We start from the raw sequence: 24,784 nt of genomic DNA, 5'->3' as shown, positions 1-24,784 counted from the left end.
CAGCTCCTTGGCGAGAATTTTTGGGCAGTGTTCAGAAACCGGTCTTGACCGTGCTCCAGACCCGGGTGATGGCGCGCATGTCCCTGGGGCTCTGGGTTTTCTGCGCGAACAGGCGTTCACGGGTGGGTGCGTCAGGGTAGATGGCCGGGTCCTGACGAATGTCATCACGCACCAGCGCGGTAGCGGCAGCGTTGCTGTTGGCGTAATGGATGTAGTCGGTGACCTTGGCCATGGTCTGCGGCTGCAGCAGAAACTCGATGAAACGGTGGGCGTTGGCCGCGTGCGGCGCATCCTTGGGGATGTACAGGTTGTCGAACCAGATCAGCGAACCTTCCCTGGGGATGAAGAACGACAGTTTGATGTCCTTCTTCGCTTCCACTGCGCGGGCCTGGGCGGTGGCATAGTCACCGGACCAGGTCAGCGCCAGGCAGACATCGCCGTTGGGCAGGCTGGTGAGGTAATTCACCGAATCGAACTTGCGTATGTAAGGGCGGATGCCCAGCAACAATTGTTCGGCCGCCTTGAGGTCGGCCGGCGACGCGCTGCGCGGGTCCTTGCCCAGGTACTGCAAGGCCAGTGGGATGACCTCAGTGGGCGCGTCCATCAGGGTGACACCGCAGTCGGCGAAGCGCGAGACGATCTTGGGGTCGAACAGCATGGCCAGCGAACCGATCGGCGCGTCGGGCATGCGTGCGGTGATCTTGTCGACGTTGTAGGTGACCCCAGAGCTGCCCCAGGTGTAGGGCGCCGAATACTTCAGGCCAGGGTCGTAGCCCTGCAGGTCGTTCACCACCTGCTGGTCGAGGTTGTGCCAACTGGGCAGTTGCTGCTTGTCCAGTGCCTGGAACACACCGGCGCTGATCAGCGGGGGGACCAGCGAGGCGTTGAGCATGACCAGGTCGTAGCCAGAACGGCCGGTGAGCAGCTTGGTCTGCACGGTTTCGTAGCCATCGAAGGTGTCGTAGATGACCTTGATGCCGGTGGCCTTCTCGAAGTCGGCCAGGGTGGTTTCACCGATGTAGTCGGTCCAGTTGTACAACCGTAACGTGTTACCGCTGCCCACCTCTGCCGCCTGGGCAAGGCTGGCGCCAGACGCCAGCAGCAGACCGCCAATCACCTTCAGTACCTTGCGCATGGCAACTCCATCGTGTGAGTGCTCCGGATCGAGCCGATGGGTTCACTATCGGTGGATTCGCCCAGGGGTGACATACCCCGAATGTGTGGGTGGTCGTTTTTTGGCAGGTGGCGCTGGAAGGTTTGCAGAACATCGTATGCCGACAAAATGTTGGGGCCGCGTTGCGGCCCCAGTGGTCAATACAGGAGAAAGGTCACGTCAGCGGGTACAACGCTTCATCGAACTGCGCCAGGCGCGGGAACACCAGTGGCTGGTCGTCCGAGAGCTGCTCCAGACGCTGCCGGTATTGCTGCAGAAAGTCCTGCCGCGCATCAGCACTGATGTACGGCACATGCCACGCCACGAACGGCGGCAGCACCTCGAACCCGACATAGGCCAGCGTGCCCCGCAGAATCGGCCGCAGCATGTCTTCCAGCGGCCCGTGAATCGCGCCGTCGCCAAACATGTGCTCGCGCCCGCCCAGGGTCACGGTCACCAGCGCCCTCTTGCCGGCCAACCCGCCCTGGTCGTAGAAGCGCTTGCCGCCATAGCACACCCCCGACACCAGCACCCGGTCGATCCAGCCCTTGAGCATGGCCGGGGCCGAGAACCAGAAGATCGGGAAGTTCAGCACCAGCAGATCGGCCCACAACAGCTTGTCCAGCTCCTGCTGGATATCTGCGGCAATGGCACCGCGCTTGACGCCCTGACGCTGCTCCAGCGCATACACGAGGTACTCGGGGTTCTCGCGCTGGGTAAAGTCATCGGCACTGGCCACCGGGTTCCAGCCCATGGCGTACAAGTCACTGACCTGCACCTGATGACCTTGGGCACGGAAGGTTTCCACAGCCTGGTCACGCAGGGCTGCCGTGAACGATTGCGGTTCGGGGTGAGCGTGGACGATCAGTACATTCACAAGCATTCTCCTCACACAAAACAGGTTATCTTGCCGCAGTGGTTCAGCAGCGCGCGCCTTCCTCCTGGCCCGGGCGGCGCATACGCTGGACGGTGTGCTCACGCATCCGTCTGCCCGCGCATCAGTTCGCCGGCGCAGCGGGCAATGCGCTGGCAGGCATCGACCAGCGCCTCGTTACCCAGCACCAGGCCCAGGCGGATATGCCCGGCAGCGCTAGGGCCGAATGCCTCGCCGGCAAGCACCGACACGCCCTGGCTGTCCAACAGGTAGTCGGCGAAGGCCTGGGCGCTAACGCCGGTTTCACGGATGTCGAGCATCACGAACATGCCACCATCGGGCTTCAACGCCTTCAGGCCCGGGCAGCCGGCCAGCTGTTCGCACACCAGATCGCGCCGCTGGCGGTAGGCTTCGCGCATGGCGTCCAGTTCGGGCAACGGGTGCTCCAGCGCCACCACGGCGGCATCCTGGACGAAGTCCGGCAAGCCGTAGAGCATGCACAGGGCGAGGTTTTCCAGATGCGTGGCCAGTGCTGTCGAGCCGACCACCCACCCCATGCGCCAGCCGGTCATGGCATGCGATTTGGACAGGCTGTTCAACGTTGCAGTGCGCTCGGCCATGCCCGGCAGGCTGCCGGGGCTGACATGCTCGCCTTCATACAGCAGCTCGCTGTAGACCTCGTCAGAGATCAGCCACAGATCATGGGCAACGCACAGTTCGGCCAGCGCCTCCCAGGTGGCGCGCGGCAGGCTCGCCCCTGAAGGGTTGTGCGGGCTGTTCAGGGCCAGCGCGCGGGTGCGCGGGGTAATGCGCTCGGCGACGTCACGCGGGCACACGCGAAAGCCATTCTCGGGCTTGACCGGTACCGGCACCACCTTGGCGCCACAGGCGCCGAACACGGCCTCGTAGGTGACATACATCGGTTCGGCAACGATCACCTCATCGCCTGGGTCGAGTATGCACTGGGCCACGCAGTACAATGCGCACTGGGCCCCCGCCAGCACCGTCACCTGGTCGGCGCTCACCGCCTGGCCGCTGCGCTGCCGGTGACGGTTGGCGATGGCCTGGCGCAGCGCCAGCTTGCCGCGTACATCGGCGTAATGGGTATGGCCAGCGCGCAGGCTGTCGATGGCCGCCTCGACGATAGGCGCGGGAGTGTCGAAGTCCGGGTCACCCACCGACAGCAGCAGGATGTCCTTGTCCTCAGCCTGCAGCGCCAGGGCGCGGTAGTGGATGTCCCAGGCCGCAGCGCCGTCGCCGGCGATGCGTTGGGTGAGCTTGGCGTAGCGCATGGCAATCTCCTTTCAATGGCAATTTCAGTCGACGAGTATCTTCGGGTTGGAATTGCCCCATACGGTGTACAAATCGGCGAGCAACGCGCCGTTGATTTCTTCCATCTCGGCCTGGGTGATTTCGCCCCCGGCCTGCTTGCCGAACAGCACCACTTCGTTACCCCCCTTCACATCAGGGAAGTCGGTGACATCGACCATCAGCGTGTTCATCGACACCTTGCCCACGACCGGCACACGGTGGCCGTTGATCAGCACATGGCCCTTGTTGGTGAATACCCGGCGGTAGCCATCGGAGTACCCGACCGTAATGTTGGCCAGCCGCGAATCACGGGCCAGGGTGAAGGTGCGGTCATAGCCCACGGTGTTGCCGGCCGGATAGCTGTGCACCGCCGCCACGTGCGATTTGAACTGCATCGCACGTTTGTACTCGGTGCGCGCCGGCACGGTGTCGCCGAACAGCGCGCCACCCGTTCGTACCATGTCCAGGCGCGCTTCCGGCACTTCCAGCGTAGCGAACGAGTTGGCGGCGTGCAGGGTGAGCTTGCTGCGGTCCAGCCTGGCGTGCTTGATCAACCAGTCGGTCTGCTCGTTGAATGCCGCCAGGCCCTTGCGTACATCGTCCTTGTCTTCCACGGCGAAGTGGGTCATCAGCGCGACCAGCTTGAGGTGCTTCTGGTCGGTGATCTGCAGCGCTTCGCCACGGCCGGACCAGGTGGCCATCTCCACCCCGTTGCGGCTCATGCCGCTGGAGTTGAGCGCCATGTGAATGCGCAAGGTCTTGCCATGGCGCGCGGCGATGGCATCGGCCTGGCGGGCAAATTCCGCGCTGCCCACCAGCTCTTCCATGTCGTACTGCAAGCCATCTTCCAGCTCGCTGAGGCTGGCCAGGCGTACCCGCACCAGTTGCCCGGTGAAGCCACTGGCGCGGACCACGCGGGCCTCCTCGTTGCTGGCCACCGCCACGCAGGGCACGCCTTGGGCGATGATCGATGGCATTACCAGGCCGATACCGTGGCCATAGGCATCGGCCTTGAGCACGGCGCACAGCTTGGACTTGCCGGCCAGCTCGGCCTGCAGCGTGCGGATGTTGTGCTGCAGGGCGCTGGCGCTGACTTCGACCCAGGCATTGCTGTTTTGCACGGTCAGGGTGTTGGTGCCGTTGTCCATCGACAACGGTGGTGCCGCATACAGGGGGGCCTGTCCGGTGATCAGAAGTGCCAGGGATGCAGCCAGAAGGGTACGGCGAAAGGGCATGGTGATTACTCGTGTTCTTGTCGTAGTGCGCGCCTTAACAGACGCAGGTGTGTTTGAGTTCGATGAACGTCACGCCGGGTGTGGCGAAACCGCTGGCCAGGTCGGCCTGCAGCGCGTCCAGGTCGCGTGGCTGGTGCACGGTGCAACCCAAGGCGCGGGCCAGGCCGATGAAATCCGGGTTGCGCGGCAGCACGCCGACCGGCTCGATATCCAGGCCGAGCATATCGTCGCGGATCTGGCCGAGGGCGTCATTGTTCCAAAGCAACACCACCAGCGGCCGGCGCAGTTCCTCGACGGCAGTGGCCAGTTCCTGCGCGGTGTACAGGAAGCCGCCATCACCCACCAGTACCAGGCCGGGGCGATGGTCGCTGGCGAACATGCCACCAATGCCGGCCGGCAGGCCGTAGCCGAGGGTGCCGTAACCGGTGGGGTGCAGCCAGCTACGTGGCGCCCGGCTGGCGAAGGCGTAGTTGCCGGTATAGGCCAGCTGGGTCATGTCGCTGCTGATGAAGGCATCGTCAGGCAGTACGGCGGCGATACGGTCCAGAATGGCCTGGTGCGTGGCCTGCAACGGGGCATGCCCATTGCGGATGGCCTGGCGCAGGGTGGCCACCGCCGCGCTGGCCTGGGCCGGGTCACGCTGAAGTGCGGGCAGGTGTTCGAGCAAACCGTCCAAGGTTTGCCGGGCATCACCCTGCAGGGCAATGGCACAGGGGTAGAAATCGTTGAACTTGCGCGGGTCGATGTCGACGCGCAGCAGCTCGCCGCGGATCGGCAGGCGCTCGCGCCAGAAGTCGGTGTCGGCCATTTCGGTGCCTACGGCAAGCACCACATCAGCCTGGCTGATCAACTGCCAGCCGGGTTCGACGCACAGGCTGGCGCCGGCATTGAGTGGCGCGTCTGGTGGCAGCAAGCCCTTGCCGGCCACGCTGGTGAACAGAGGCGCTGCCAGCCGTGTACTGAGTTGCTGCAACTGCTCAGCCGCGTGCAACGCGCCACCCCCGGCAATGATCATAGGCCGCTGGGCGGCGGCAAGCTTCAGGGCAGCCTGCTCGAGGGTTTCGCGGCACGGCTGGCCACGCCCGGGACGGCGTACCACCTCACCGCTCCAGTCCCGGCTGACCGATGCCGCCAGCACGTCCAGGGGCACCGAAATGTGCACCGGGCGCGGTCGTTCGCTGTCGAACACTGCCCAGGCGCGCGCGATCAGCTCGGGCAAGTCGTCGCCCTGCAGGGCCACCGCAGAAAACGCCGTGATGGGCGCAGTCATGGCGCGCTGGTCCTGGGTTTCATGCAGGCAGCCCCAGCCCTTGCCCAGGCTGGCGGTGTGGTTGACGCTGGAAATCACCAGCATCGGCACCGAGTCGGCATAGGCTTGGCCGATGGGGGTGGCGACGTTGGTCACGCCTGGGCCGGTGATGACGAAGCACACCCCCGGCTTGCCACTGACCCGCGCGTAGCCGTCGGCCATGAAGCCGGCGCCCTGCTCGTGGCGGGTCAATACATGGCGAATGCCGCTGCCCGGCAGGCCACGGTACAGCTCCAGGGTGTGCACGCCGGGGATGCCGAACACGGTCTCCACGCCGTAGTTGGCCAACAACCGCACCAGCGCCTGGCCGGCTGTCAGGGTAAGGTCATTCATGTCGTTCTCCTTGCGCCTGGCCAAGGCGGATCAGCGCGTCGACTGCGGTGGTACCGTTGGCACCGACCATCAATGGGTTCACATCCAGCTCCATCAACTGCCCGGCGTTTTCGCAGGCGTAATCGGCGACTGCGCGGATGGCCGAGACCAAGGCATCGAGGTTGGCGGCCGGACGGCCACGGAAGCCTTGCAGCAGGCTGGCACTGCGCAGGTTCAGCAGTGCGGCGCGGATGGCGCTGTCGGTAGTGGGCAGCAACAGGCTGACACTGTCCTTGAGCAGTTCGACCAGCACGCCGCCGGCACCGATCACCAAGGCCAGGGCAAAGTTGTTTTCACGCTTGATGCCCACTATGAGCTCGGCCAAGGGCGGCTCGGCCATGGGCTCGAGCAGCACCTGATCAAACGCAACCTGCGGGGCGTAGTCAGCGATGCACTGGCGCATCTGCACCAGTGCAGCTTCCAGGGCGCGGGCATCGCGCAGGTTCAACGCCACAGCACCAGCTTCGGTCTTGTGCGGCAGCTGCGCGCTGACCGCCTTCAGTACCAAGGGGTAACCGACGCGGGCGGCGTCTGCCACGGCGCGTTCGGGCGTACTCAGCACGCCCGCAGGCACCGGCAGACCGAAGGCGCGCAGGGCCTGCTTGGATTGCCATTCGTCCAACAGTCGGCTTTCGCCCGTGAGGGCCTGCGGGCACAGCGGTACCCGCACAGCCTCGCCCTGGTCCATCAACCGCTGGCGGTTCTTTTGGTAAGCGACGATGCGCCCCCAGGCCGCCAGGCCGTCTTCCACACCCTGCAGGGCAGCGATGCCCCGCGCATGCAGGCGCTCACGCGCACTGGCAGGCAACAGTTCCGGGAAAGCCGAGGTGACGAAGCCGATCTTGCCGTGGCGTTCAACGGCATCGCAGTACAGCCCCAGCAGCAGGTCGCATTCCTTGCGTTCGCCGGTAAACGCCGCCGGGTAGTCCAGCACCAGCATCGCCGCGCCCGCGGCGCCGCTCAGGGTGTTGTCGAGCATGCGTTGCAGGGCGGCTTCATCGCCCCAGATGGCAGTGGTGAAGTCCAGTGGGTTGACCAGGTTGGCATAGCCCGGCAACACCTCGGCCAGTGCCGCCACCTGCCCTTGCTCGAGCTTCGGCAGTTGCAACTGGTTGCGTTCGGCGTAGTCGGCAATCAGGCCGGCATCGCCGCCTGAGCAGGCCAGCGCAATCAGCTCGCCATCTGCCGGCAAGCGTCCGCAGGCTGCGGCCTTGAGCGTTTCGACAAAGCTCACCGGGCCGCTGACGCGGATCACGCCCAGGCGCTGGAACAGGCTGTCGTACAACGCATCGGAGCCGGACAACGAGCTGGTGTGGCTGAGCGCCAGTTCAGCGCCGATCTGCGAAACGCCCGTCTTCAATGCAATGATCGGCGTGCCCTGCTGCAGCGCCTTGCAAGCGGCGCGGGCAAAGCCCGGCACGTTCTTCAAGCCTTCCAGGTGCAGGCCGATGGCGGTTACCCGTGGGTCGTCGAGCAGCACATCCATCAGCTCGGCCACACCCAGTTGCGCCTGGTTGCCGACCGAGGCCATGTAGGCCACTGGCAGGGAGCGGTCGCTCATGGACAGGTTGTAGGCGAAGTTGCCACTTTGCGTGAGGATCGCCACCCCCTTCTCCACTTGCTGGCCACCATGCGCCACCGGCCACAGGGCGGCACCGTGCAGGTAGTCGAGCAAGCCATAGCAGTTGGGGCCGAGCAAGGCCATGTTGCCGGCGACGTCGAGCAGGCGTTGCTGCAACTGGCAGCCCTCCTCACCGCTTTCGGCAAAGCCCGAGGCATAGCAGATGGCGCCACCGGCACCACGTGCAGCCAGCTCGGCAACGCACTGCAGGGTCAGCTCACGGTTGGTGGCGATGAACACCGCGTCCGGGGCGTAGGGCAAGTCGGCCACCCGGGCCACGCAGGGGATGCCTTCGAGGCTTTCATGCTGCGGGTTGACCAGCCACAGCTCACCGGCAAAGCCGCCTTCGGCGCAGCGCTTGAGCGCCCGCGCCATGCTGCGCCCGCCAACGAAGGCCAGGTGCCGGGGCGCCAGCAGGCGCTTGAGGTTGTCACGAATCGATTGCGACATGAGTGTTCTCCTGGCGCTCAGCGCAGCAGCGGGCGCAGCAGTTCGCGGGCGATGATATGCCGCTGGATTTCCGAAGTGCCCTCCCAGATGCGCTCGATACGCGCGTTGCGCCAGATGCGCTCAACCGGCCCTTCATCCATCAGGCCCATGCCACCGAAGATCTGCACCGCTTCGTCGGCGACCTTGCCCAGCACCTCGCTGGCAAACAGCTTGGCCATGCCGGCCTCACCGTCGGTCATGTTGCCCTGGTCCATCTTCCAGGCGGTGTGCAGGGTGAGCATCTCGGCCGCGCGGATCTGCGTGGCCATATCGGCCAGCTTGAACGACACCCCCTGATAGCTGCCGATGGCCTGGCCGAACTGCTTGCGGTCGGCGGCCCATTGCAGCGACAGGTCGAGGGCGCGCTGGGCCTGGCCCACGCAGTTGGCGGCGACCATCACCCGGCCGGCGGTAAGCCAGGCGTTGGCCACTTCCCAGCCCTTGCCCACTTCGCCCAGCACCTTGCTGGCCGGCACCCGGCAGTCGTCGAAGAACAGCTCGTAGGTGTGATAACCACGGTTGCTCACGCACTTGGGACCACGGCGGATGGTCATGCCCGGCGTACCCCGGTCGACCAGCAAGGCGGTGACCGCATTGCGCTTGCGCCCGTTGTGCTCGTAGGTGTCGGTGACAGCGAAGACAATGGCGAAATCGGCGTGGCCGGCGTGGCTGATGAAGTGCTTGCTGCCGTTGATGACAAAGTCATCGCCCTGGCGCACGGCGCGGGTCTTGATGGCGTTGGCATCAGAGCCGGCGCCCGGTTCGGTGAGGGCGAAGCAGTCGACCTTCTCGCCCTGCACGCACGGCAGCAGGTAGTCGTTGATCTGTTCGTCCTTGCAGGCCATGAGGATTTTCGACGGCCGTGCAACGAAGACATGCAGCGCCCAGGACACCTTGGACAGCTCACGTTCGATCAGCGCCTGGGACAGGTAGTCCAGGCCGCCCCCTCCCACTTCCTCGGGCATGTTGAAGGCATAGAACCCGGCAGCGATGGCCTTGCCACGGATCTGCGCGGCCAGTTCGGGTGACACGGCGTCGGCGCGGTCCACCGCTTCCTCATGGGGCAGCAGCTCCTTGGCAACAAAGCTGCGTACCGCTTCCACCAACATTTCTTGTTCTTGGGTCAGTTGGAAATTCATCTGCGAAGGTCCTGATGAGGGTCGGGTATCGGATTACTGGCCGGTAAAACGGGGGGTGCGACGTTCCACCGAGGCTTGCAGGGCCTCGGCGCCATCCTGGCTGCGGCCACACAACAGGCCGGCGTGGCGCTCGGCCTCCAGCTGCTCGGCCAGGGTGCGCCGGGCGCCGTCGCGTATCAGCCGCTTGGTCTGCGCATAGGCGAAGGTCGGGCCATTGGCCAGGCGCCCGGCCAGTTCGGCGGCAACGGCAGGCAACTGCTCGTCGGCGCAGACTTCGCTGACCAACCCGGCGGCCAGGGCGCGATCGGCGCCCCACAACTCGTCGAGGAACAGCAGGCGCTTGGCCTGCTCGCTGCCGATCAGCCGTGGCAGGTGCCAGCTGGCGCCGGCATCGGGGCTGTAGCCCATGCTGGTGTAGCCGGCCTTGAAGCGCGCCGAGGCGGCGGCGATGCGCAGGTCGCAGCACAGGCTGAGGTCCATGCCACCGCCCACGGCGGTGCCGTTGATGGCGGCGATGGTGGGTTTGTCGAGGCTGTGCAGGCGCAGCATCAGGGCATGGGCAGTTTCGGTCCAGCCATAGCTTTCCAGGGTGCCGGCAGCTTCGGCGGCAGCCCATTCGGCCAGGTCGGCGCCAGCGCAGAAGCTGCGGCCGCTACCGGTCAGCACCACCACGCGTACGGCGGGGTCGTCGGCATGGCTGTCGAGCAAGGCGTGCAGTTGCTTGAGGGTGGGAATGTCCAGCGCGTTGCGCTGCTCGGGGCGGTTGAGGGTGATCCAGGCAACGCCGGCTTCGACCTTGCTCAACAGTGACGACGACGGGGTGGTCATGGGGGGCCTCGGTGTTGTTGTGATGGTGTTGGAGGACTTGATGAGGGAGATACTAAACGAGTGTTCAGCAAGGCGGGATGGGCTGTTACAACTTCGCACAACTCGGTGTCTGGCGTTACACAAGGGCGTTCGTCATGACGGCTTTATGGCCTGTGAGATCGCGCACCGCGTAGGCGGCGCTCGACCTCACAGGCGCTGAAAATGCAGCGACCAACACCTGCCGACGACGAGCTGCGGCGTCAAACCCCTGGTGTGCTGGGTGCGAAGGCCCCCTGCCGACGGCGGTTGACGAAGAAGTACGCCGCATAGCACAGGGCAATGAAGCCAAAGCCCCAGTACAGCGACGGCCGTTGGGTTTCATCCAGCGCCAGGAACACGAACAGCGAACTGCACAGGGTGATGCACAGCAGCGGCACCAGTGGGTACAGCGGCGCCTTGTACTTCAGGTCCTGCAGTTGCCCGCCGTCACGCAGCCAGGCCTTGCGGAAACGGTACTGCGCCAGGGCGATGACGATCCAGGTCACGGTGCCGGACATGCCGCTCACCGCCATCAGCACCATGAACAGCGTGTCAGCCGCGACGAAGCTGGTCATCAGCGAGATCAGCGCAAAGCACAGGGTGATGCTCAGCGCCCGCAGCGGCACGCCACGCTTGCTCAGCGGCGACAGGCTTTTCGGTGCCATGCCAGTCTTGGACATGGCCCAGAGGATACGCGTGGAGGCATACAACCCGGAGTTGCCCACCGAGAGGATGGCCGTGAGGATGACGAAGTTCATCAAGTCGGCGGCGTAAGGGATGCCGACCATGTCGAACACCTGCACGAACGGGCTTTCCATCAGCCCGGCCTGCTCGTGCGGCACAATGGCCGACAGCACGGCAATCGCCAGCACATAGAAGATCAGCACGCGGAACACCACATTGCGCACCGCCCGCGGGATGCTCTTTTCCGGGTGCTCGGTCTCACCGGCAGCCACCCCCATGATTTCGCAGCCCTGGAAGGCATACACCACGGTCATCATCACCGCGAACACTGCCGACAGGCCATGGGGGAACAGCGACTCGCCCACCAGGTTGTTCAGCATCGGTGCGGGTGCCCCGCTGCTCAGGGGGATGGCACCGAAGATCACCAGCAGGCCAATGACGATGAAGCCGAGGATGGTTGCCACCTTGATGCCCGAGAACCAGTACTCGGCCTCGCCAAAGGCACGCGTGGCCAGGGCGTTGAGCCCGAACAGCACCACCACGAACAGCGCCGACCAGTACCAGATCGGCACCTCCGGGAACCAGCGGGTCATCAACATGCCGGCAGCGGTGAACTCCAGGCCTACGGTGGTGGCCCAGCTCATCCAGTACACCCAGCCGATCATGAACCCGGTGGCCGGGCCAATGTATTTGGTGGCGTGGGCCTGAAACGAACCGGACACCGGCATCTGCACCGACAGCTCGCCCAGGCAGACCATCACCAGGTACATCAGCAAGCCTGCGACCAGGTAAGCCAGGATCGCGCCCACCGGCCCGCCCTGATTGATGGTTACGCCCGAGCCCATGAACAGGCCGGTTCCAATAACCCCACCCAGCGACAGCATGAAGATGTGCCGGCTTTTCAGGGCGCGGGTGAGCTGGATTTTTTCAACGCTGTCAGTCATGGCACACCTCGCCATTGCGGCCGGTGCGTGGGAGGGTTCGAATGAGGGGCTGAGCGCTACGGCATGTCATTATTCTTGTCTCCAATAAGCCTCATGGACCGTGTGCAACACGGTTGCCATGGATTATTGGAAACGGATGTAAGGCGCCGTTATACGAACGGATCGAAGATGTAAAAAGTCGTAAGCTTTTTGTACGTCAGCTCTGAATCAGCTGTTCCAGCGTGGCACTGGCCTGACCTAGCTGGGTGGCCAACGGCTCGCCGAGGGCTTGCATGGCCTGTACGTCATGCTGCCGGGCCGCCTCCTCCAGACCACGCAACACCGTCGCCAGCCCGGTAAACCCCAGGGAATCGCAACTGCCAGCCAGGCGGTGGGCCAGGTGCAGCACTTCGGTGAAGTCCTGGGCTGGCAGCGCCTCGGCCAGCGCCGTGGCGTGCTGCTGCAGTGACTGGCGCAGGACCTTCAGCAGGCCTTGCAACTTCTGCTCCCCCAGCAGTGAACGGTGGGTGTCGAGCAATGACCAGTCCATGTCTGCGCCAGCGCTGGCCACTTCACCGGGCGCTACGTCAGCCAACGCCTTGCGCAGGCTGTCCAGCCGCAACGGCTTGGCCAGTACGCCCTGCATACCAGCGTCCAGATAACCCGCGACCTGGCCCGGTTGCACGCCGGCCGTCAGCGCCAGGATCCGACTGTGGCGGTTCGGCCCCGGCGAGCTACGCAGCTGTCGGCACAACGCCACCCCGCTCATGCCCGGCAAGTGCACGTCCAGCAGAACCAGGTCGAAGCGCCGCTGCGCGCATGCCTGCAGGGCTTGGCTGGCGTCTTCGGCAAAGCTTACCCGGTGACCGTCGCGCATCAGCAGGCCACCAGCAACCTCACGGTTCAGGGCAACGTCTTCGACCACCAGGATATCCAGGCTGGGCAAGGGCGAAGGAGCTGGTGACCCCGCTGAGACAGGCTGCCCGCGAGCCATGTCGAGCTCGAACCAAAAGCAGCTGCCCTGCCCTTGAACGCTCTCAAGGCCGATGCTACCGCCCAGTTTTTCCACCAGGTGCTTGCAGATCGCCAGGCCCAGGCCAGTGCCGCCATAGCGCTGGGTCACAGCTTCGCTGGCCTGGACGAAACGGTCGAAGATCTTCGCCTGAACGGCGGGCTCGATACCGATACCATTGTCACGGACCGACAGCCGCAAGCGCTGCGAGCACTCGTTATTGGCAAGCACCTGTACCGTCAGCTGTACCTGGCCGTGCTCAGTGAACTTGATGGCGTTGGCCAGCAGATTGCTCAGCACCTGTCGCAGGTACTGCTCTGCGCCGTACTGGTACGCGGCCAGTTGCTCATCGACCTGCAGTTGCAGGGTGTCGGCATTCTCCATGGCCATGGGTTCGAGCAACGCCAGCACTTCCTGGCACAACTGACGCAAGGAAAACACCACCCGTTCGGCGCGGCTCTCGCCTTCTTCGAGCCGGGCGAAATACAGCACTTCGTTGAGAATCGCCAACAGCCCCTCGCCGGCCTTGTACAAGGCCTCGACACGTTGGCGGTCGGCGACCTCCAGGCGCCCGCCGCGCAGCAGTTCGGCCATGCCCAGAATACCGTTGAGCGGCGTACGCAATTCATGGCTCATGGTCGCCAAAAAGCGCGACTTGGCCAGGTTGGCAGCCTCGGCCTCGTCCTTGGCCCGAGCCAGGCTGGCCGTACGCCGCTCGACCATGGCCTGCAATTCGTCGCGTTTGTCCTGTAGTTCCAGGCGGTCACGCTCACGGCGCTCGATATCGCTGAGGATGGCGCGACGCATATCGTCCAGGGCATTGGCCACCGTGTCGATTTCGTCGGGGCGCGATGATCGGCGGCGGCCAAGGCGCAACGGCTCCTGCCACTGGCCGGCGCCAATGCGGCGGGCGAACTCGGCCATCACTTGCAGATGGCGGGTGACCAGGCGATAGAACAGCCCCGACAGCGCCACTGCCAGCCCACACAGGAACACGCCCATCCAAAGCAGGCTGGCAAGGCCGGTGGCATACAACCGATGGTGCACCGCACCCAAGTCGATACTCACTTCAAGCTCACCCAGGTGCCTGGCGGGGCCCGAGGGGGGCTGATAATCCAGGGGGAAGCGCTCGATGCGCAGCGGCCCCTTGGGTTCGGCCTCTCCTCGCAGCAGTTGAAAATCATCGCTAACCAAGCGCACCCGGGCCACGTCGGAAAAATCCACCAGGCCGCGCAATTGCGTATCCAGCTGCGCCTCGTCCAAGTCCCACAGGCTGCGCTCCAGGCTGGCGAGGTAGCCTGCACGGATCAACGCCATGCGCGCCTCGATGTCGCGCATCTCGCGGCGGTATTCGAAATACAGCTGCACGCTACTGGCCAGTACGGTAAAGCACAGGCTGAACAACAGGATGAACCGCAGCAGGCGGCGCAGCAGGCCATCGGTGTGCAGGCGAATCATCGGGCATCTGCCGGCAGGTTGATCATGTCGCGGTAAGTGACCTCACTTTGCTCAAGCCAACGCGCGATCTCGCCCGCCTGGTTCATCCGCTGCAACTGCGCGTCGATTTCAGCCATGTGCTGGCTCAAGGGTGACTGTCGCGATACCGCCACCCGCAGGTAGTCCACGCTCAGTGCCGTGGGCAATGCGCGAATATCCTGCGCCCCGGGCAGGTGTTCGATGAACAGCAGCCCGGTGCGCCGCTCCTGAATCACATAGTCGATGCGCCCGCGGATCAGCTTGCCGAAATTCTGCTGGCTGGACGATACCCGCTCGATGTTCTGGTGGCGGGCGACGAAGCGGTCGAACTCGGCGCCATAGCTTTCACCGTACAGCAGGCCGCCGCGATAACCCGCCAGGTCCTCCAGCTGCTGGAACTGCACCGGTCGCTTGCGGTTGTAGAACACGGCCACTTCCTCGCGCATCACCGGCTCCGTGGAAAAACGCATACGCTGGTCACGTTGGTCGCTGTTGTAGGCCAGGACCACGTCCACCCGCCCGGCGGCGGCATCCATCAGGCAGCGCTTCCAGTTGCCCAGCACCACGGTTTGCACCTCGTAGCCCATGCGCGCGAACAGTTCGCGCACCACGGTGGGGGCCAGGCCGCGCACCTGATGGCCGTCGCTCCAGGAAATGGGCGGGTACACCGGGTAGTCGCAGTAGCGCACCGGCTCACTGGCACTGGCGTGCAGGGTGGGCAACGTCAAGGCCAGCGCCAACTGCCAGGCGCGAGGAATCATGCTGCCACGCTGGCGGTGAACAGGTAGCCGGTGCCGTGAATGGTGATGATCAACTGCGGTTCGGCCGGGTCGTCATGCAGCTTGCGCCGCAGGCGGCCGACCAGCACGTCGATGGAGCGGTCGTTGGGCACCCACTCGCGGTTGCGAATCTGGTCCATCAACTGGTCGCGGCTGAGGGTGTGGCCGCTGTTGCGCAGGAACACACTGAGCAACTGGAACTCGCCATGAGTCAGCAGGGTTTGCCCGCCACAGGCGTCGATCAGGCGCCGGCGGTCGGTATCCAGTGCCCAGTCGGCGAACTGCTTCAGCGATTGCGCGCAGGCTGGGGCGGGGTGCGCCTCGCGGGCATGGCGCACGCGGCGGATCAGGTTTTTCGCCCGGGACACCAGCTCGCGGGGGTTGAGCGGTTTGATCACGTAGTCATCTGCGCCGCATTCCAGGCCAACGATGCGGTCGATATCGTCATTGCGCCCGGTGATGAGGATGATGCCAACCTCCGAGCGCACCCGCAGTTCGCGGGTCAGGGTGAGGCCGTCCTTGCCGGGCAGGCGGATGTCCAGCAGCACGAGGTCGACGTCCTGGCTGCCAAGCAGGGCTTCGGCCCTTTCGGCGGTGTCGGCGCAGTGTACGTCGTAGCCTTCCCGGGACAGGTAGGCCTGCAGCAAGTCACGAACAAGCGGATCGTCATCGACGATCAATACCCGAGGCGTCATTGCGTGTTGTCTCTTTTTATTGGTGTTGTTCTACACACTCGCGACAGCAGCGTACTCGTTACTGAACAGGCGATCAACAGCCCTCGGACAGGCTGAAGCGCCTGCGGCCACCGGCCTGCAGGCCGTCGACCCAGGCCTCGCAGATGATCACGCCCTGCTCGGGGGTGAAGGTGCCGGGGTTCAGGCCCGACTCCAGCCACAGGCCATCAAGCAAGGCGCTCAGGCTGATGGCCGCCAGGTCGGCATCGAAGCCCTGCCAGCCCTCCTCCTCGGCCAGCCTGGCCAGTAGCTGGCCAAGTTCGTTGCGGTACTCGCCGTAGGAGTGGTCGTGCACCTGGTTGATCGCGTCGGCGGTCTTCACCGCCCCCCAGAAAGCCAGCCAGGCATCGAGCAATTGCGGGTCGAGCAGCTCGGCGCAGAACGAGGCACGAAAGAACGCGGACAGCCGCTCGCGGGCATTGGGCGCGGCCTGGGCCATGGCCTCACGCAACAGGCCCATCACCCGACCGGTGACGGCCATGTAAGCCTCTGCCACCAGTTCGTCCTTGCCCGCGTAATGGTGGCTGATCAGCCCGACCGAGACCCCGGCCTCGGCCGAAATCTTGCGGATCGACGCCCCCTGGAAACCATGGCGTTTGAGGCACACCAGGGTCGCCTCGACCAGGTTGGCTTTGCGCAATTCCGGCAGCATGCGGTGGTAGCGGGCTTCCTGAGTCATCGGTGGGTCTCTGGTTAGGGGCTGGACTGAACGACTGTACAACAAGCCGGACTGCGTGATAAACCCTAAGCACCACTGCCCGGCAGGGCCCTCTCACAACAACAAAAGCGGCTGCCATGAACGACCTGATCACACGCGAGCTGGACCAAGGCCTGCTGACCCTGGCCTTCAACCGCCCCGACAAGCTCAATGCCCTGAACACTGCCATGTACCAGCTGCTGGGTGACCTGTTGCTGGCGGCAGGTGAAGACCCCGCTGTCGATGCCATCATCATCACCGGTGGGCCGCACTGCTTCAGCGCTGGCAACGACCTTCGCGACTTCCTCGACAACCCGCCCAGCGACCTGGACAGCCCAGTGTTCCGCCTGATGCGGGTGGTCATGGGCCTGGACAAGCCGCTGATCGCAGCGGTCAGTGGTGCGGCGATCGGCATCGGGGCCACCCTGTTGCTGCACTGCGACCAGGTGCTGGTCAGCCGCTCGACCAAGCTGCGCATGCCTTTCGCGCCGCTGGGTGTGTGCCCGGAGTTTGGTTCCAGCCTGCTGCTGCCGCGTGTGCTTGGCCAGGCCCGGGCGGCACGCTTGCTGCTGACCAATGCATTGCTGGATGGCGAACAGATGCTGGCCTGGGGGCTGGCCAATGAGCTGCATGAAAACGGCGAACAGTGCCTGGAAGCTGCCCGCACGCTGGCGCGGCAGCTGCAAGGCTACCCGCAGGCGGCACTGCGTATCAGCAAGCGGCTGCTCAAGGACAGCCAGCGGGCAGAGCTGGAGGCCACGGTGGCGCGGGAAAGCCAGTTGTTCATCGAATGCTTGCGTACTGAAGAAGCGCGGGCAGTGCTGCGAGGGCTGATCAAGGATTGAAGGGTCTGGCGCGACCTTTATGGGAACAACTGTCTTGCTCAAACGTTGTTGCACTAGTAGCCGGTCATCTCCAGATACCCGCGCCCGCCCGCACTCCCCTTCAAGCGTACCGGCCCTTCCCAGTACGGGAACCGTGTCTGCATCCACGCCTGCGGCTCAACGGCATCGACCTGCACATCCACCCCATGCTCCGGCACTTGCACCCGCCAGCGCGTCGGTACCTGCTTGCCGTTTTTCTGCGCGGACCAGGCCAGCGCCTGCAGCTTGATCTGTGCGGCGTCCAGTGCCACCACGTCCCCTTGTGGCCCTACCCAGGTTCCGGCGCGATACGGTTCCCCGTGGGCCTCCCGTACCTGGAACAGCATCAGCTTGGCGCCACTGTCCAGGTGCAGGGAGAACCAGTCCCAGCCGGTCTGCCCGGGGGCCAGCGGCTGGCTGCTCCATTCCCGGTCCAGCCAGGCCTGCCCGGTAACCGCGATGCACAAGCTGCCACGCTGGACCTGCCCCTGGACCTGGTAGAACGGCTGGCTGTAATAGTACGAAGCCTGGCCCTTGCCAGATTTTTCGCTGTAGCCCTGCTCACCATGCAGCACCAAGGGAAGATCGCTGTGCAACTGCAGGTCATAGCGAAAACCATCGCCACTTGCGACCATCTGTAGCTGTTCGATACCGCCCTGGCCCTGCAACACCCAGTCATTGATCCATGCGCGAAACGGCTGGGCCTGCACGCCGGCCTGGCCGATCCCCCCCCGCGCCAGGGTTTCAGCAGCCTGATGGCCACCCGGCGCGGTCAGTGCTGCATGCCCCATCCACAGGTTCGGGCTGTTCCAGCCGCTGGTCTCCGGACCGGGGCGCAAGGCCGAGCGGAACAGTGTCCACTGGGCGCCCCAGTCACGGCCCTGGGCGTCCTTGAGGTTGGCGGTGACATACCACCACTCGATACGAAAGCCATCGTGGGGACCGTGGTCATGCGGGAAGACCAGACGATGATCGCGGGTCACCTGGCTGAACTCGCCAGCCTGCTGCCCGAGCCCGGCATAGCTTTGCGGTGCAGGCTGATCACAGCCGCACAACAACAACCCGCTCAGCAACAGCCACGCACTAAGCTTCATCGGACAACGGTCTCAACAGTTCGCGCGGCGGGCGGCGCGCCAGCTGCCACAGCGGCCAGGCGCAGGCCAGCAGGCTGGTGAGCATGCCCAGCACGGTCAACTGCAGCAGTTGCACGGGGAACACATACAGCGGTAAACGCCAGCCGAAGGCCTGCACGTTCACCACTGCGACCAGGCACCAGGCCAGCAACAGCCCAAGCGGAATCGCCAGCAGTACGGTGAAGCCGCTGAGCATGAGTGTCTGCCCCAGGCTCAACCAGACCAGTTGCATGCGCCGCACCCCCAGTGCCCACAGCGGTGCCAACTGGCCCAGCCGCGCCTGGCCCAGGGTCAGCAGGTTGATGAACAACGCCACACCGGCCACGCCAAGGGTAAGGCTGTTGAGAGCTGCGGTGGCGGCAAAGGTGCGGTTGAAGACGTCGGTCGACCAGCGTTTCAGGCGCGCCTGCTCGACCACCCGGCTGTCATCCAGGGCAAAGTGCTGTTGCAGCGCGGCCTTGAGCGATGCCACCCCTTCAGCGTTCAGGTCGACACTCAAGCCGGCCAGGGTTGCCTGTGGCCAGTGGGCGCGCAACCAGCCGGCATTGACCAGTACATGCCCCTTGGGGTTGCCGTAATCGGCATAGATCCCCACCACGGGCATGGCTGGCGTGCCTGCGGGCAGCTTCAGGCTGTCACCCAGTTGCAGGTTCAATCGCCTGGCCAACTGCTCACTGAGCATCACGGCTTGTCCGCTGGCCAGTTGCTGCCAGGCGCGCGAATGCTGTTCCAGCAATGGCCAGCGCGTACGATAGGCAGGGTGATCGACAATGCCCTGCACTTGCACCGGCCAACCTTGCAGCTGCATGTCTGCGCGCCAGCCGGGCATGACCACGCTGGCCCCGGGCTGCTGCTTGAGCCACTCGACTATCTGCAAGCCTTGGGCCGTGTCCCGCGGGGTGACATACAGGTCGGCGGAGAGGCGCAGGTCAAGCCAACCGACAAACGTCTTGCGAAAACCCTCGGTCATGCTGCCCACGCCAACACTGGCAGCCAGGGCCAGCAAAAGGGCGACCAACGCCAGGCTCAGGGCTGGCAGCTGCTGGCGGCTGTCAGCCACGAACCATTGCGCCAATGGCCGGTGGCAACGACGCGCCAGCCAGGCCAGTACCTGATCGAGCAAGGCCGGCAACAGCAGCGCCGCCGCCAGCAGCAACCCTGCCAGCATGGCGAACGCGCTAAGCAAGCCAGCCCCGAAGACACCACAGCCCAAGGCCAGCAACAGCAGCAGGCCCGCTAGCAAAGCCTGCCGTTGCAACCATGGCCCCTGCGCCAGTCGCCAGGCCTGGGGTTGCGCCAGCGCCAGCAAAGGCAACCGGGCAGCGCGCATTACACTCTCCAAGCCGGCCAGCAATGCACCGAGGACACTCACCAGCACACCCAGCAGCCACCAGCCCGCCGGCAGGCTCAACGTGCCGGCGACCTGGGCGCCATACAGGCCACGCAGGCTGGCGGCCACGTCGGGCAGCAGCCACGCGGCCAATGCGTAACCACTGGCCACCCCGGCCAGCCCACCCAGTGCCGCGAACAAGCCCAGCTCCAGCACCAGGGCGCACAGCAGGGTCTTCAGGCTGACGCCGCACGCGCGCAGGTTACGGATCAGCCCACGGCGCTGCTCCAGCGCCAGACCGATTGCGGCGTGGGCAATGAACAAGCCGACGACGAACGCCAGCAGGCCGAGCGCGGTCAGGTCGAGGTGGAAACTGTCGGTCAGGCGCTGCAAGCCACCATCGTCCTGCCGCGGCTGCAGTTCAAGATAGCGGGCGATATCCGCAGGCAACGGCCCGGGGGTATCGGCCAGCAGCAGACGAGACAACTGCCCCGGTGCGTTCAGCAACGTCTGCGCGTGGCCGATGTCCACCACGATGACCCCGGGTGCCAACGCAGGCTGCAAAACCATAGGCGGCAGCAACTGCCCTTCACTGTCGCGGGTCGGCGATCCGGGGCTTGTGTTCAGTTGACGCAAGGTGTCTGGTCCAACCCAGGCTTGCCCGGGCGAGCCGACGAACGCTTGCAGATCGAATGCCTGCACCTGCACCCCGGCAATGCTACTGGCAGGTGGCAGGCTCAACGGCTCGATGCCGATCAGTCGCACACTGCGTGCGGGCTCGCCCGGCAAGCGCAAGCGCCCTTCCAGCACCGGCGAAACAGCCCAGCCCAGCCTGCGCAGTTGCACGTACAACGCCTGATCGAAGCGCTCGCCATTGCGCGCGATCAGTTGCGCCTGCAACGGCCCGGTCAATACCGCGCTGGCCCGGGCATAGTCGCTGCGTGCCTGGCTGTTCAACGCCTGCACGCCGGTCCACAACGCCGTGGCCAGCCACAGGCCAGTGAAGATGCTGAAGCACTGCACACGATGGCGCCGCCAGTGGCTGAGCAGCGCCAACAGGGCCAGCGACAAAAGCTTCATCAGCCCTGCTCGGGCCGCACACGGCCGGCCTGCAGGTAGCAACGGTGCTGCAAACGCGCCGCCAGCCGCGGGCTGTGGGTCACCATCAGTACCCCGCTGCCGGCTTCGGCGACCAACTGCAGCAACAAACTCAGCACCTCGTCACTGCTGGCTTCATCGAGGCTGCCGGTCGGTTCGTCAGCCAATAGCCAGGCCGGGCGCCCGGCAAGCGCACGGCCGATCGCGACGCGCTGCTGCTGGCCGCCAGACAGTTGTTCCGGGTAACGCCCGAGCAGGTCCGCCAGGCCCAGGCGCTGCGCCAGGTAAGCCGCCCAATGCGGGTCATGCCGCCCGGCGAGACGGGCCTGGAAGGTAAGGTTCAGGCCCACGTCCAGGCTGCTGATCAGGTTGTACTGCTGAAACACCAGGCCGATCCCCTCCCGTCGCCACTGCGCCAGCGACGCTTCCGAACGTCCATCGAGCGGAACGTCGTCGATCAGAATACGGCCACTGTCCGCTCGGTCCAGGCCAGCCACCAGGTGCAGCAAAGTACTCTTGCCGCTGCCCGACTCGCCCATCAGCGCCAGGCTGCTGCCCCGCGCCAGGCGCATGTCCACCCCCTGCAAAATGGGGAGCGGGCCTTGGGGGGTGGGGAATGATTTGTAGAGTTGTTCGATGGCTAGCATCGAGTGGCCTTGATGGGTTGGGTGTCCCTTTAGGCATAGCAGGTTCGGCCAGGCCTGCTCCCGCACCGGCCGCATTGATCGATCTCGCCGGTGCCTTCCTGTTCAGACGACGTGCCGCTGCAGCCGCCCCCTCGAATCGCAGAGGGCGCCCCATCAATGGATCCACTAAAAACCGATAATCGCACAGAATCCGCACCTACCGAACAAAATGCATTGACCTACCACGCCGACCGCAGCCTTAATGGATCCATTAAATAAAAACAAAACCCGGAGAGCCTCCCATGTACCCCAAAAACACCTGGTACGTCGCCTGCACCCCCGATGAGATCGCCACCAAACCCCTGGGCCGGCAGATCTGCGGGGAAAAAATCGTGTTCTACCGCGCCCGCGAGAACCAAGTAGCCGCCGTCGAGGACTTCTGCCCGCACCGCGGCGCACCGTTGTCGTTGGGCTATGTCGAGGACGGCAACCTGGTGTGCGGCTACCACGGCCTGGTGATGGGTTGCGACGGCAAGACCGTGTCGATGCCGGGCCAACGGGTGCGTGGCTTCCCCTGCAACAAGACCTTTGCGGCCGTCGAGCGCTATGGCTTCATCTGGGTCTGGCCCGGTGACCAGGCGCAGGCCGACCCGGCGCTGATTCCGCATCTGGAATGGGCGGTGAGTGATGAGTGGGCCTACGGCGGCGGGCTGTTCCACATCGGTTGCGACTACCGCCTGATGATCGACAACCTCATGGACCTCACCCATGAAACCTATGTGCACGCCTCCAGCATCGGCCAGAAGGAGATCGACGAGGCACCGCCGGTCACCACCGTCACCGGCGACGAAGTGGTCACCGCCCGGCACATGGAAAACATCATGGCGCCACCGTTCTGGCGCATGGCCTTGCGTGGCAATGGCCTGGCCGACGATGTACCAGTGGACCGCTGGCAGATCTGCCGTTTCACCCCACCTAGCCATGTGCTGATCGAAGTGGGTGTAGCGCATGCCGGCAAGGGCGGCTACCACGCCGAGGCACAGCATAAGGCGTCGAGCATCGTGGTCGACTTCATCACCCCTGAGAGCGATACCTCTATCTGGTACTTCTGGGGCATGGCGCGCAACTTCGCTGCGCACGACCAGACCCTGACCGACAACATTCGTGAGGGCCAGGGCAAGATTTTCAGCGAAGACCTGGAAATGCTCGAACGCCAGCAGCAGAACCTGCTGGCCCACCCCGAGCGCAACTTGCTGAAGCTGAATATCGACGCCGGCGGCGTGCAGTCACGCAAAGTGCTGGAGCGGATCATCGCCCAAGAGCGTGCGCCGCAGCCGCAACTGATCGCCACCAGCGCCAACCCTGCCTGAGGAACAGCCGACATGATCGATGCCGTAGTGGTATCCCGTAACGATGAAGCGCAGGGTATCTGCAGCTTCGAGCTGGCCGCGGCAGATGGCAGCCTGCTGCCGGCGTTCAGCGCCGGCGCCCATATCGACGTGCACCTGCCCGACGGGCTGGTGCGCCAGTATTCGCTGTGCAACCACCCCGAAGAACGCCATCGCTATCTGATTGGCGTACTCAACGACCCGGCTTCGCGGGGCGGTTCTCGTAGCCTGCACGAACAGGTGCAAGCCGGTGCCCGGCTGCGTATCAGTGCGCCGCGCAACCTGTTCCCGCTGGCCGAGGGTGCGCAGCGCAGTTTGCTGTTTGCTGGCGGTATCGGCATTACCCCAATCCTGTGCATGGCCGAGCAGCTGTCCGACAGCGGCCAGGCCTTCGAGCTGCACTACTGTGCCCGCTCCAGCGAGCGTGCGGCGTTTGTCGAGCGGATCCGCAGCGCGCCGTTCGCTGATCGGCTGTTCGTGCATTTTGACGAGCAGCCGGAAACGGCGCTGGACATCGCCCAGGTGCTGGGCAACCCGCAAGATGATGTGCACCTGTATGTATGCGGGCCCGGCGGGTTCATGCAGCATGTGCTGGACAGCGCGAAGGGGCTGGGCTGGCAGGAGGCCAACCTGCACCGCGAGTACTTCGCCGCAGCACCGGTGGATGCCAGCAACGATGGCAGTTTCGCGGTGCAGGTGGGCAGCACGGGACAGGTGTTCGAGGTGCCAGCCGACCGGACCGTGGTGCAGGTGCTGGAAGAGAATGGTATCGAGATCGCCATGTCGTGCGAGCAGGGTATTTGCGGCACCTGCCTGACACGCGTGCTGCAGGGCACACCGGACCATCGCGATCTGTTTCTCACCGAAGAGGAACAGGCCCTGAACGATCAGTTCACGCCCTGCTGCTCGCGCTCGAAGACGCCGCTGCTGGTGCTGGACATCTGACCCGTCTTACGACGAGGGCAGGATGACTTTCATGCCCGCGTCTGCCGCAGCCCCGCCAAAGGTTTCGGCATAGCGCAAGGTGGCATTGGCGTGCTCGCGCATGATCGCTTCGGCGCGGGCACCCTGGCGGTTGACCAGGGCGTCGAACACGGCGTGGTGCTGCATATGGGCGAAGTTGAAGCGCCGGTATTCGCGAGCCAGATCATGGCGGTCCACCGCCAGTGCGGTGACCGAGGCGAATGGCAGGTGATCGTTGCGCGCCAGGGCAACGGCAATGGCCGGGTTGTGGCTGGCGTCGATGATCACCTGATGAAAGCGCATGTTCAGGTCGTGATAGACCTGCAAGTCGTCTTCGCTCACAAAGCCCTTGTCGAACAGCTGATCGCCGTCGACCAGGCATTGTTGCAACGCAGCGCGTGCTTGCACCGACAAGCCACGTTCTGCAGCCTGACGCGCCGCCAACCCCTCCAGCACACCGCGCACCTCGACCGCACCCGCGATGTCATCGGCGCTGACCGAGCGCACCTGAAACCCCCGGCCACCAAAGCGCACCAGCAGGCCTTCCTGTTCGAGGGTGCGAAATGCCATGCGCACCGGCATGCGTGAAACGCCGAACAGTTCAGCGGTTGGGACTTCCATCAAGCGCTCGCCGGCCGCCAACTCGCCTGAAGCGATCATCTTGCGCAACGCAACCAGCACCATCTGACCGGGTTTGCTCATCCAGGCGACTTCCAAAGACATGAGCGG

At 64.8% G+C, this 24,784-nt stretch carries 20 protein-coding genes; 3 read left to right on the top strand and 17 right to left on the bottom strand.

What is annotated here, in order from left to right; translation table 11 throughout:
* Positions 1 to 31: 31 nt before the first annotated feature.
* From LU682_RS11595 to LU682_RS11535, 13 genes are all read right to left on the bottom strand, one after another.
* A complete protein-coding gene (locus tag LU682_RS11595; protein ID WP_010954555.1) occupies positions 32 to 1,135 on the bottom strand; it encodes a polyamine ABC transporter substrate-binding protein in 1,104 nt (367 codons plus the stop codon).
* A gap of 193 nt (positions 1,136 to 1,328) precedes the next feature.
* A complete protein-coding gene (locus tag LU682_RS11590) occupies positions 1,329 to 2,030 on the bottom strand; it encodes an NAD(P)H-dependent oxidoreductase (RefSeq protein WP_014590556.1) in 702 nt (233 codons plus the stop codon).
* A 98-nt stretch (positions 2,031 to 2,128) separates the two neighbouring features.
* Positions 2,129 to 3,319, bottom strand: coding sequence for a pyridoxal phosphate-dependent aminotransferase (locus tag LU682_RS11585; protein ID WP_010954557.1), 1,191 nt, complete (start codon positions 3,317 to 3,319; stop codon positions 2,129 to 2,131).
* Positions 3,320 to 3,343: 24 nt separating this feature from the next.
* Entirely contained in the window at positions 3,344 to 4,573 is a 1,230-nt protein-coding gene (gene alr, locus LU682_RS11580; RefSeq protein ID WP_010954558.1) for an alanine racemase, read from the bottom strand.
* A 34-nt stretch (positions 4,574 to 4,607) separates the two neighbouring features.
* The gene (locus LU682_RS11575; RefSeq protein ID WP_232857350.1) at positions 4,608 to 6,215 is read right to left on the bottom strand and encodes a 5-guanidino-2-oxopentanoate decarboxylase; all 1,608 of its coding nucleotides are present in this window, start codon (positions 6,213 to 6,215) and stop codon (positions 4,608 to 4,610) included.
* On the bottom strand, positions 6,208 to 8,325 hold the full coding sequence (locus tag LU682_RS11570) for an acetate--CoA ligase family protein (RefSeq protein WP_010954559.1): 2,118 nt from the start codon (positions 8,323 to 8,325) through the stop codon (positions 6,208 to 6,210). Before LU682_RS11570 ends, LU682_RS11575 begins: the two co-directional genes overlap by 8 nt.
* Positions 8,326 to 8,342: 17 nt before the next feature.
* Positions 8,343 to 9,503, bottom strand: coding sequence for an acyl-CoA dehydrogenase family protein (locus LU682_RS11565; protein ID WP_010954560.1), 1,161 nt, complete (start codon positions 9,501 to 9,503; stop codon positions 8,343 to 8,345).
* A 33-nt stretch (positions 9,504 to 9,536) separates the two neighbouring features.
* Complete coding sequence (locus LU682_RS11560) at positions 9,537 to 10,331, bottom strand: enoyl-CoA hydratase/isomerase family protein (protein WP_010954561.1); 795 nt, start codon at positions 10,329 to 10,331, stop codon at positions 9,537 to 9,539.
* A 239-nt stretch (positions 10,332 to 10,570) separates the two neighbouring features.
* Positions 10,571 to 11,977 (bottom strand): amino acid permease, encoded by a 1,407-nt coding sequence (locus LU682_RS11555; protein ID WP_010954562.1) that lies wholly within the window; start codon positions 11,975 to 11,977, stop codon positions 10,571 to 10,573.
* Positions 11,978 to 12,173: 196 nt separating this feature from the next.
* On the bottom strand, positions 12,174 to 14,426 hold the full coding sequence (locus tag LU682_RS11550; RefSeq protein ID WP_010954563.1) for a hybrid sensor histidine kinase/response regulator: 2,253 nt from the start codon (positions 14,424 to 14,426) through the stop codon (positions 12,174 to 12,176).
* On the bottom strand, positions 14,423 to 15,205 hold the full coding sequence (locus LU682_RS11545; protein ID WP_010954564.1) for a substrate-binding periplasmic protein: 783 nt from the start codon (positions 15,203 to 15,205) through the stop codon (positions 14,423 to 14,425). Before LU682_RS11545 ends, LU682_RS11550 begins: the two co-directional genes overlap by 4 nt.
* Complete coding sequence (locus LU682_RS11540) at positions 15,202 to 15,918, bottom strand: response regulator (protein ID WP_010954565.1); 717 nt, start codon at positions 15,916 to 15,918, stop codon at positions 15,202 to 15,204. Before LU682_RS11540 ends, LU682_RS11545 begins: the two co-directional genes overlap by 4 nt.
* A gap of 73 nt (positions 15,919 to 15,991) precedes the next feature.
* A complete protein-coding gene (locus LU682_RS11535) occupies positions 15,992 to 16,636 on the bottom strand; it encodes a TetR family transcriptional regulator C-terminal domain-containing protein (protein WP_010954566.1) in 645 nt (214 codons plus the stop codon).
* A gap of 116 nt (positions 16,637 to 16,752) precedes the next feature.
* Between LU682_RS11535 and LU682_RS11530 the strand changes: the two genes are divergently transcribed.
* On the top strand, positions 16,753 to 17,499 hold the full coding sequence (locus tag LU682_RS11530) for an enoyl-CoA hydratase-related protein (protein WP_010954567.1): 747 nt from the start codon (positions 16,753 to 16,755) through the stop codon (positions 17,497 to 17,499).
* A gap of 53 nt (positions 17,500 to 17,552) precedes the next feature.
* On the opposite strand, the gene LU682_RS11525 is transcribed toward LU682_RS11530, so the two are convergent.
* Genes LU682_RS11525 through LU682_RS11515 form a run of 3 tightly spaced genes read right to left on the bottom strand, consistent with a single transcriptional unit; the run spans position 17,553 to position 21,725 of the window.
* Positions 17,553 to 18,611: a lipocalin-like domain-containing protein gene (locus tag LU682_RS11525; RefSeq protein ID WP_010954568.1), complete on the bottom strand. Its 1,059-nt coding sequence runs from the start codon at positions 18,609 to 18,611 to the stop codon at positions 17,553 to 17,555.
* Positions 18,601 to 21,060, bottom strand: coding sequence for an ABC transporter permease (locus LU682_RS11520; RefSeq protein ID WP_010954569.1), 2,460 nt, complete (start codon positions 21,058 to 21,060; stop codon positions 18,601 to 18,603). The genes LU682_RS11525 and LU682_RS11520 overlap by 11 nt, the downstream gene beginning before the upstream one ends.
* A complete protein-coding gene (locus LU682_RS11515) occupies positions 21,060 to 21,725 on the bottom strand; it encodes an ABC transporter ATP-binding protein (protein ID WP_010954570.1) in 666 nt (221 codons plus the stop codon). Before LU682_RS11515 ends, LU682_RS11520 begins: the two co-directional genes overlap by 1 nt.
* Before the next feature lie 281 nt (positions 21,726 to 22,006).
* Between LU682_RS11515 and LU682_RS11510 the strand changes: the two genes are divergently transcribed.
* Entirely contained in the window at positions 22,007 to 23,074 is a 1,068-nt protein-coding gene (locus tag LU682_RS11510; RefSeq protein WP_010954571.1) for a Rieske 2Fe-2S domain-containing protein, read from the top strand.
* 12 nt (positions 23,075 to 23,086) lie between these two features.
* Entirely contained in the window at positions 23,087 to 24,037 is a 951-nt protein-coding gene (locus LU682_RS11505) for a PDR/VanB family oxidoreductase (RefSeq protein ID WP_010954572.1), read from the top strand.
* Positions 24,038 to 24,043: 6 nt separating this feature from the next.
* On the opposite strand, the gene LU682_RS11500 is transcribed toward LU682_RS11505, so the two are convergent.
* Positions 24,044 to 24,757 carry a GntR family transcriptional regulator gene (locus tag LU682_RS11500; protein ID WP_003256147.1) on the bottom strand — a complete coding sequence of 238 codons (714 nt, stop codon included), beginning with the start codon at positions 24,755 to 24,757 and terminating at the stop codon, positions 24,044 to 24,046.
* Between the last annotated feature and the right edge of the window lie 27 nt (positions 24,758 to 24,784).

The sequence above is a fragment of the Pseudomonas alloputida genome, assembly GCF_021283545.2.
GTDB classification, from domain to species: Bacteria; Pseudomonadota; Gammaproteobacteria; order Pseudomonadales; family Pseudomonadaceae; genus Aquipseudomonas; species Aquipseudomonas alloputida.
This window is presented reverse-complemented; position numbering and strand designations above follow the sequence as displayed.

Bases quoted from the DNA above. Each gene is read 5' to 3' on its own strand.
- LU682_RS11595 (WP_010954555.1), bottom strand. From the start codon at position 1,135: ATGCGCAAGGTACTGAAGGTGATTGGCGGTCTGCTGCTGGCGTCTGGC.
- LU682_RS11585 (WP_010954557.1), bottom strand. From the start codon at position 3,319: ATGCGCTACGCCAAGCTCACCCAACGCATCGCCGGCGACGGCGCTGCG.
- alr (WP_010954558.1), bottom strand. From the start codon at position 4,573: ATGCCCTTTCGCCGTACCCTTCTGGCTGCATCCCTGGCACTTCTGATC.
- LU682_RS11575 (WP_232857350.1), bottom strand. From the start codon at position 6,215: ATGAATGACCTTACCCTGACAGCCGGCCAGGCGCTGGTGCGGTTGTTG.
- LU682_RS11570 (WP_010954559.1), bottom strand. From the start codon at position 8,325: ATGTCGCAATCGATTCGTGACAACCTCAAGCGCCTGCTGGCGCCCCGG.
- LU682_RS11565 (WP_010954560.1), bottom strand. From the start codon at position 9,503: ATGAATTTCCAACTGACCCAAGAACAAGAAATGTTGGTGGAAGCGGTA.
- LU682_RS11560 (WP_010954561.1), bottom strand. From the start codon at position 10,331: ATGACCACCCCGTCGTCGTCACTGTTGAGCAAGGTCGAAGCCGGCGTT.
- LU682_RS11555 (WP_010954562.1), bottom strand. From the start codon at position 11,977: ATGACTGACAGCGTTGAAAAAATCCAGCTCACCCGCGCCCTGAAAAGC.
- LU682_RS11550 (WP_010954563.1), bottom strand. From the start codon at position 14,426: ATGATTCGCCTGCACACCGATGGCCTGCTGCGCCGCCTGCTGCGGTTC.
- LU682_RS11545 (WP_010954564.1), bottom strand. From the start codon at position 15,205: ATGATTCCTCGCGCCTGGCAGTTGGCGCTGGCCTTGACGTTGCCCACC.
- LU682_RS11540 (WP_010954565.1), bottom strand. From the start codon at position 15,918: ATGACGCCTCGGGTATTGATCGTCGATGACGATCCGCTTGTTCGTGAC.
- LU682_RS11535 (WP_010954566.1), bottom strand. From the start codon at position 16,636: ATGACTCAGGAAGCCCGCTACCACCGCATGCTGCCGGAATTGCGCAAA.
- LU682_RS11530 (WP_010954567.1), top strand. From the start codon at position 16,753: ATGAACGACCTGATCACACGCGAGCTGGACCAAGGCCTGCTGACCCTG.
- LU682_RS11525 (WP_010954568.1), bottom strand. From the start codon at position 18,611: ATGAAGCTTAGTGCGTGGCTGTTGCTGAGCGGGTTGTTGTTGTGCGGC.
- LU682_RS11520 (WP_010954569.1), bottom strand. From the start codon at position 21,060: ATGAAGCTTTTGTCGCTGGCCCTGTTGGCGCTGCTCAGCCACTGGCGG.
- LU682_RS11515 (WP_010954570.1), bottom strand. From the start codon at position 21,725: ATGCTAGCCATCGAACAACTCTACAAATCATTCCCCACCCCCCAAGGC.
- LU682_RS11510 (WP_010954571.1), top strand. From the start codon at position 22,007: ATGTACCCCAAAAACACCTGGTACGTCGCCTGCACCCCCGATGAGATC.
- LU682_RS11505 (WP_010954572.1), top strand. From the start codon at position 23,087: ATGATCGATGCCGTAGTGGTATCCCGTAACGATGAAGCGCAGGGTATC.
- LU682_RS11500 (WP_003256147.1), bottom strand. From the start codon at position 24,757: ATGAGCAAACCCGGTCAGATGGTGCTGGTTGCGTTGCGCAAGATGATC.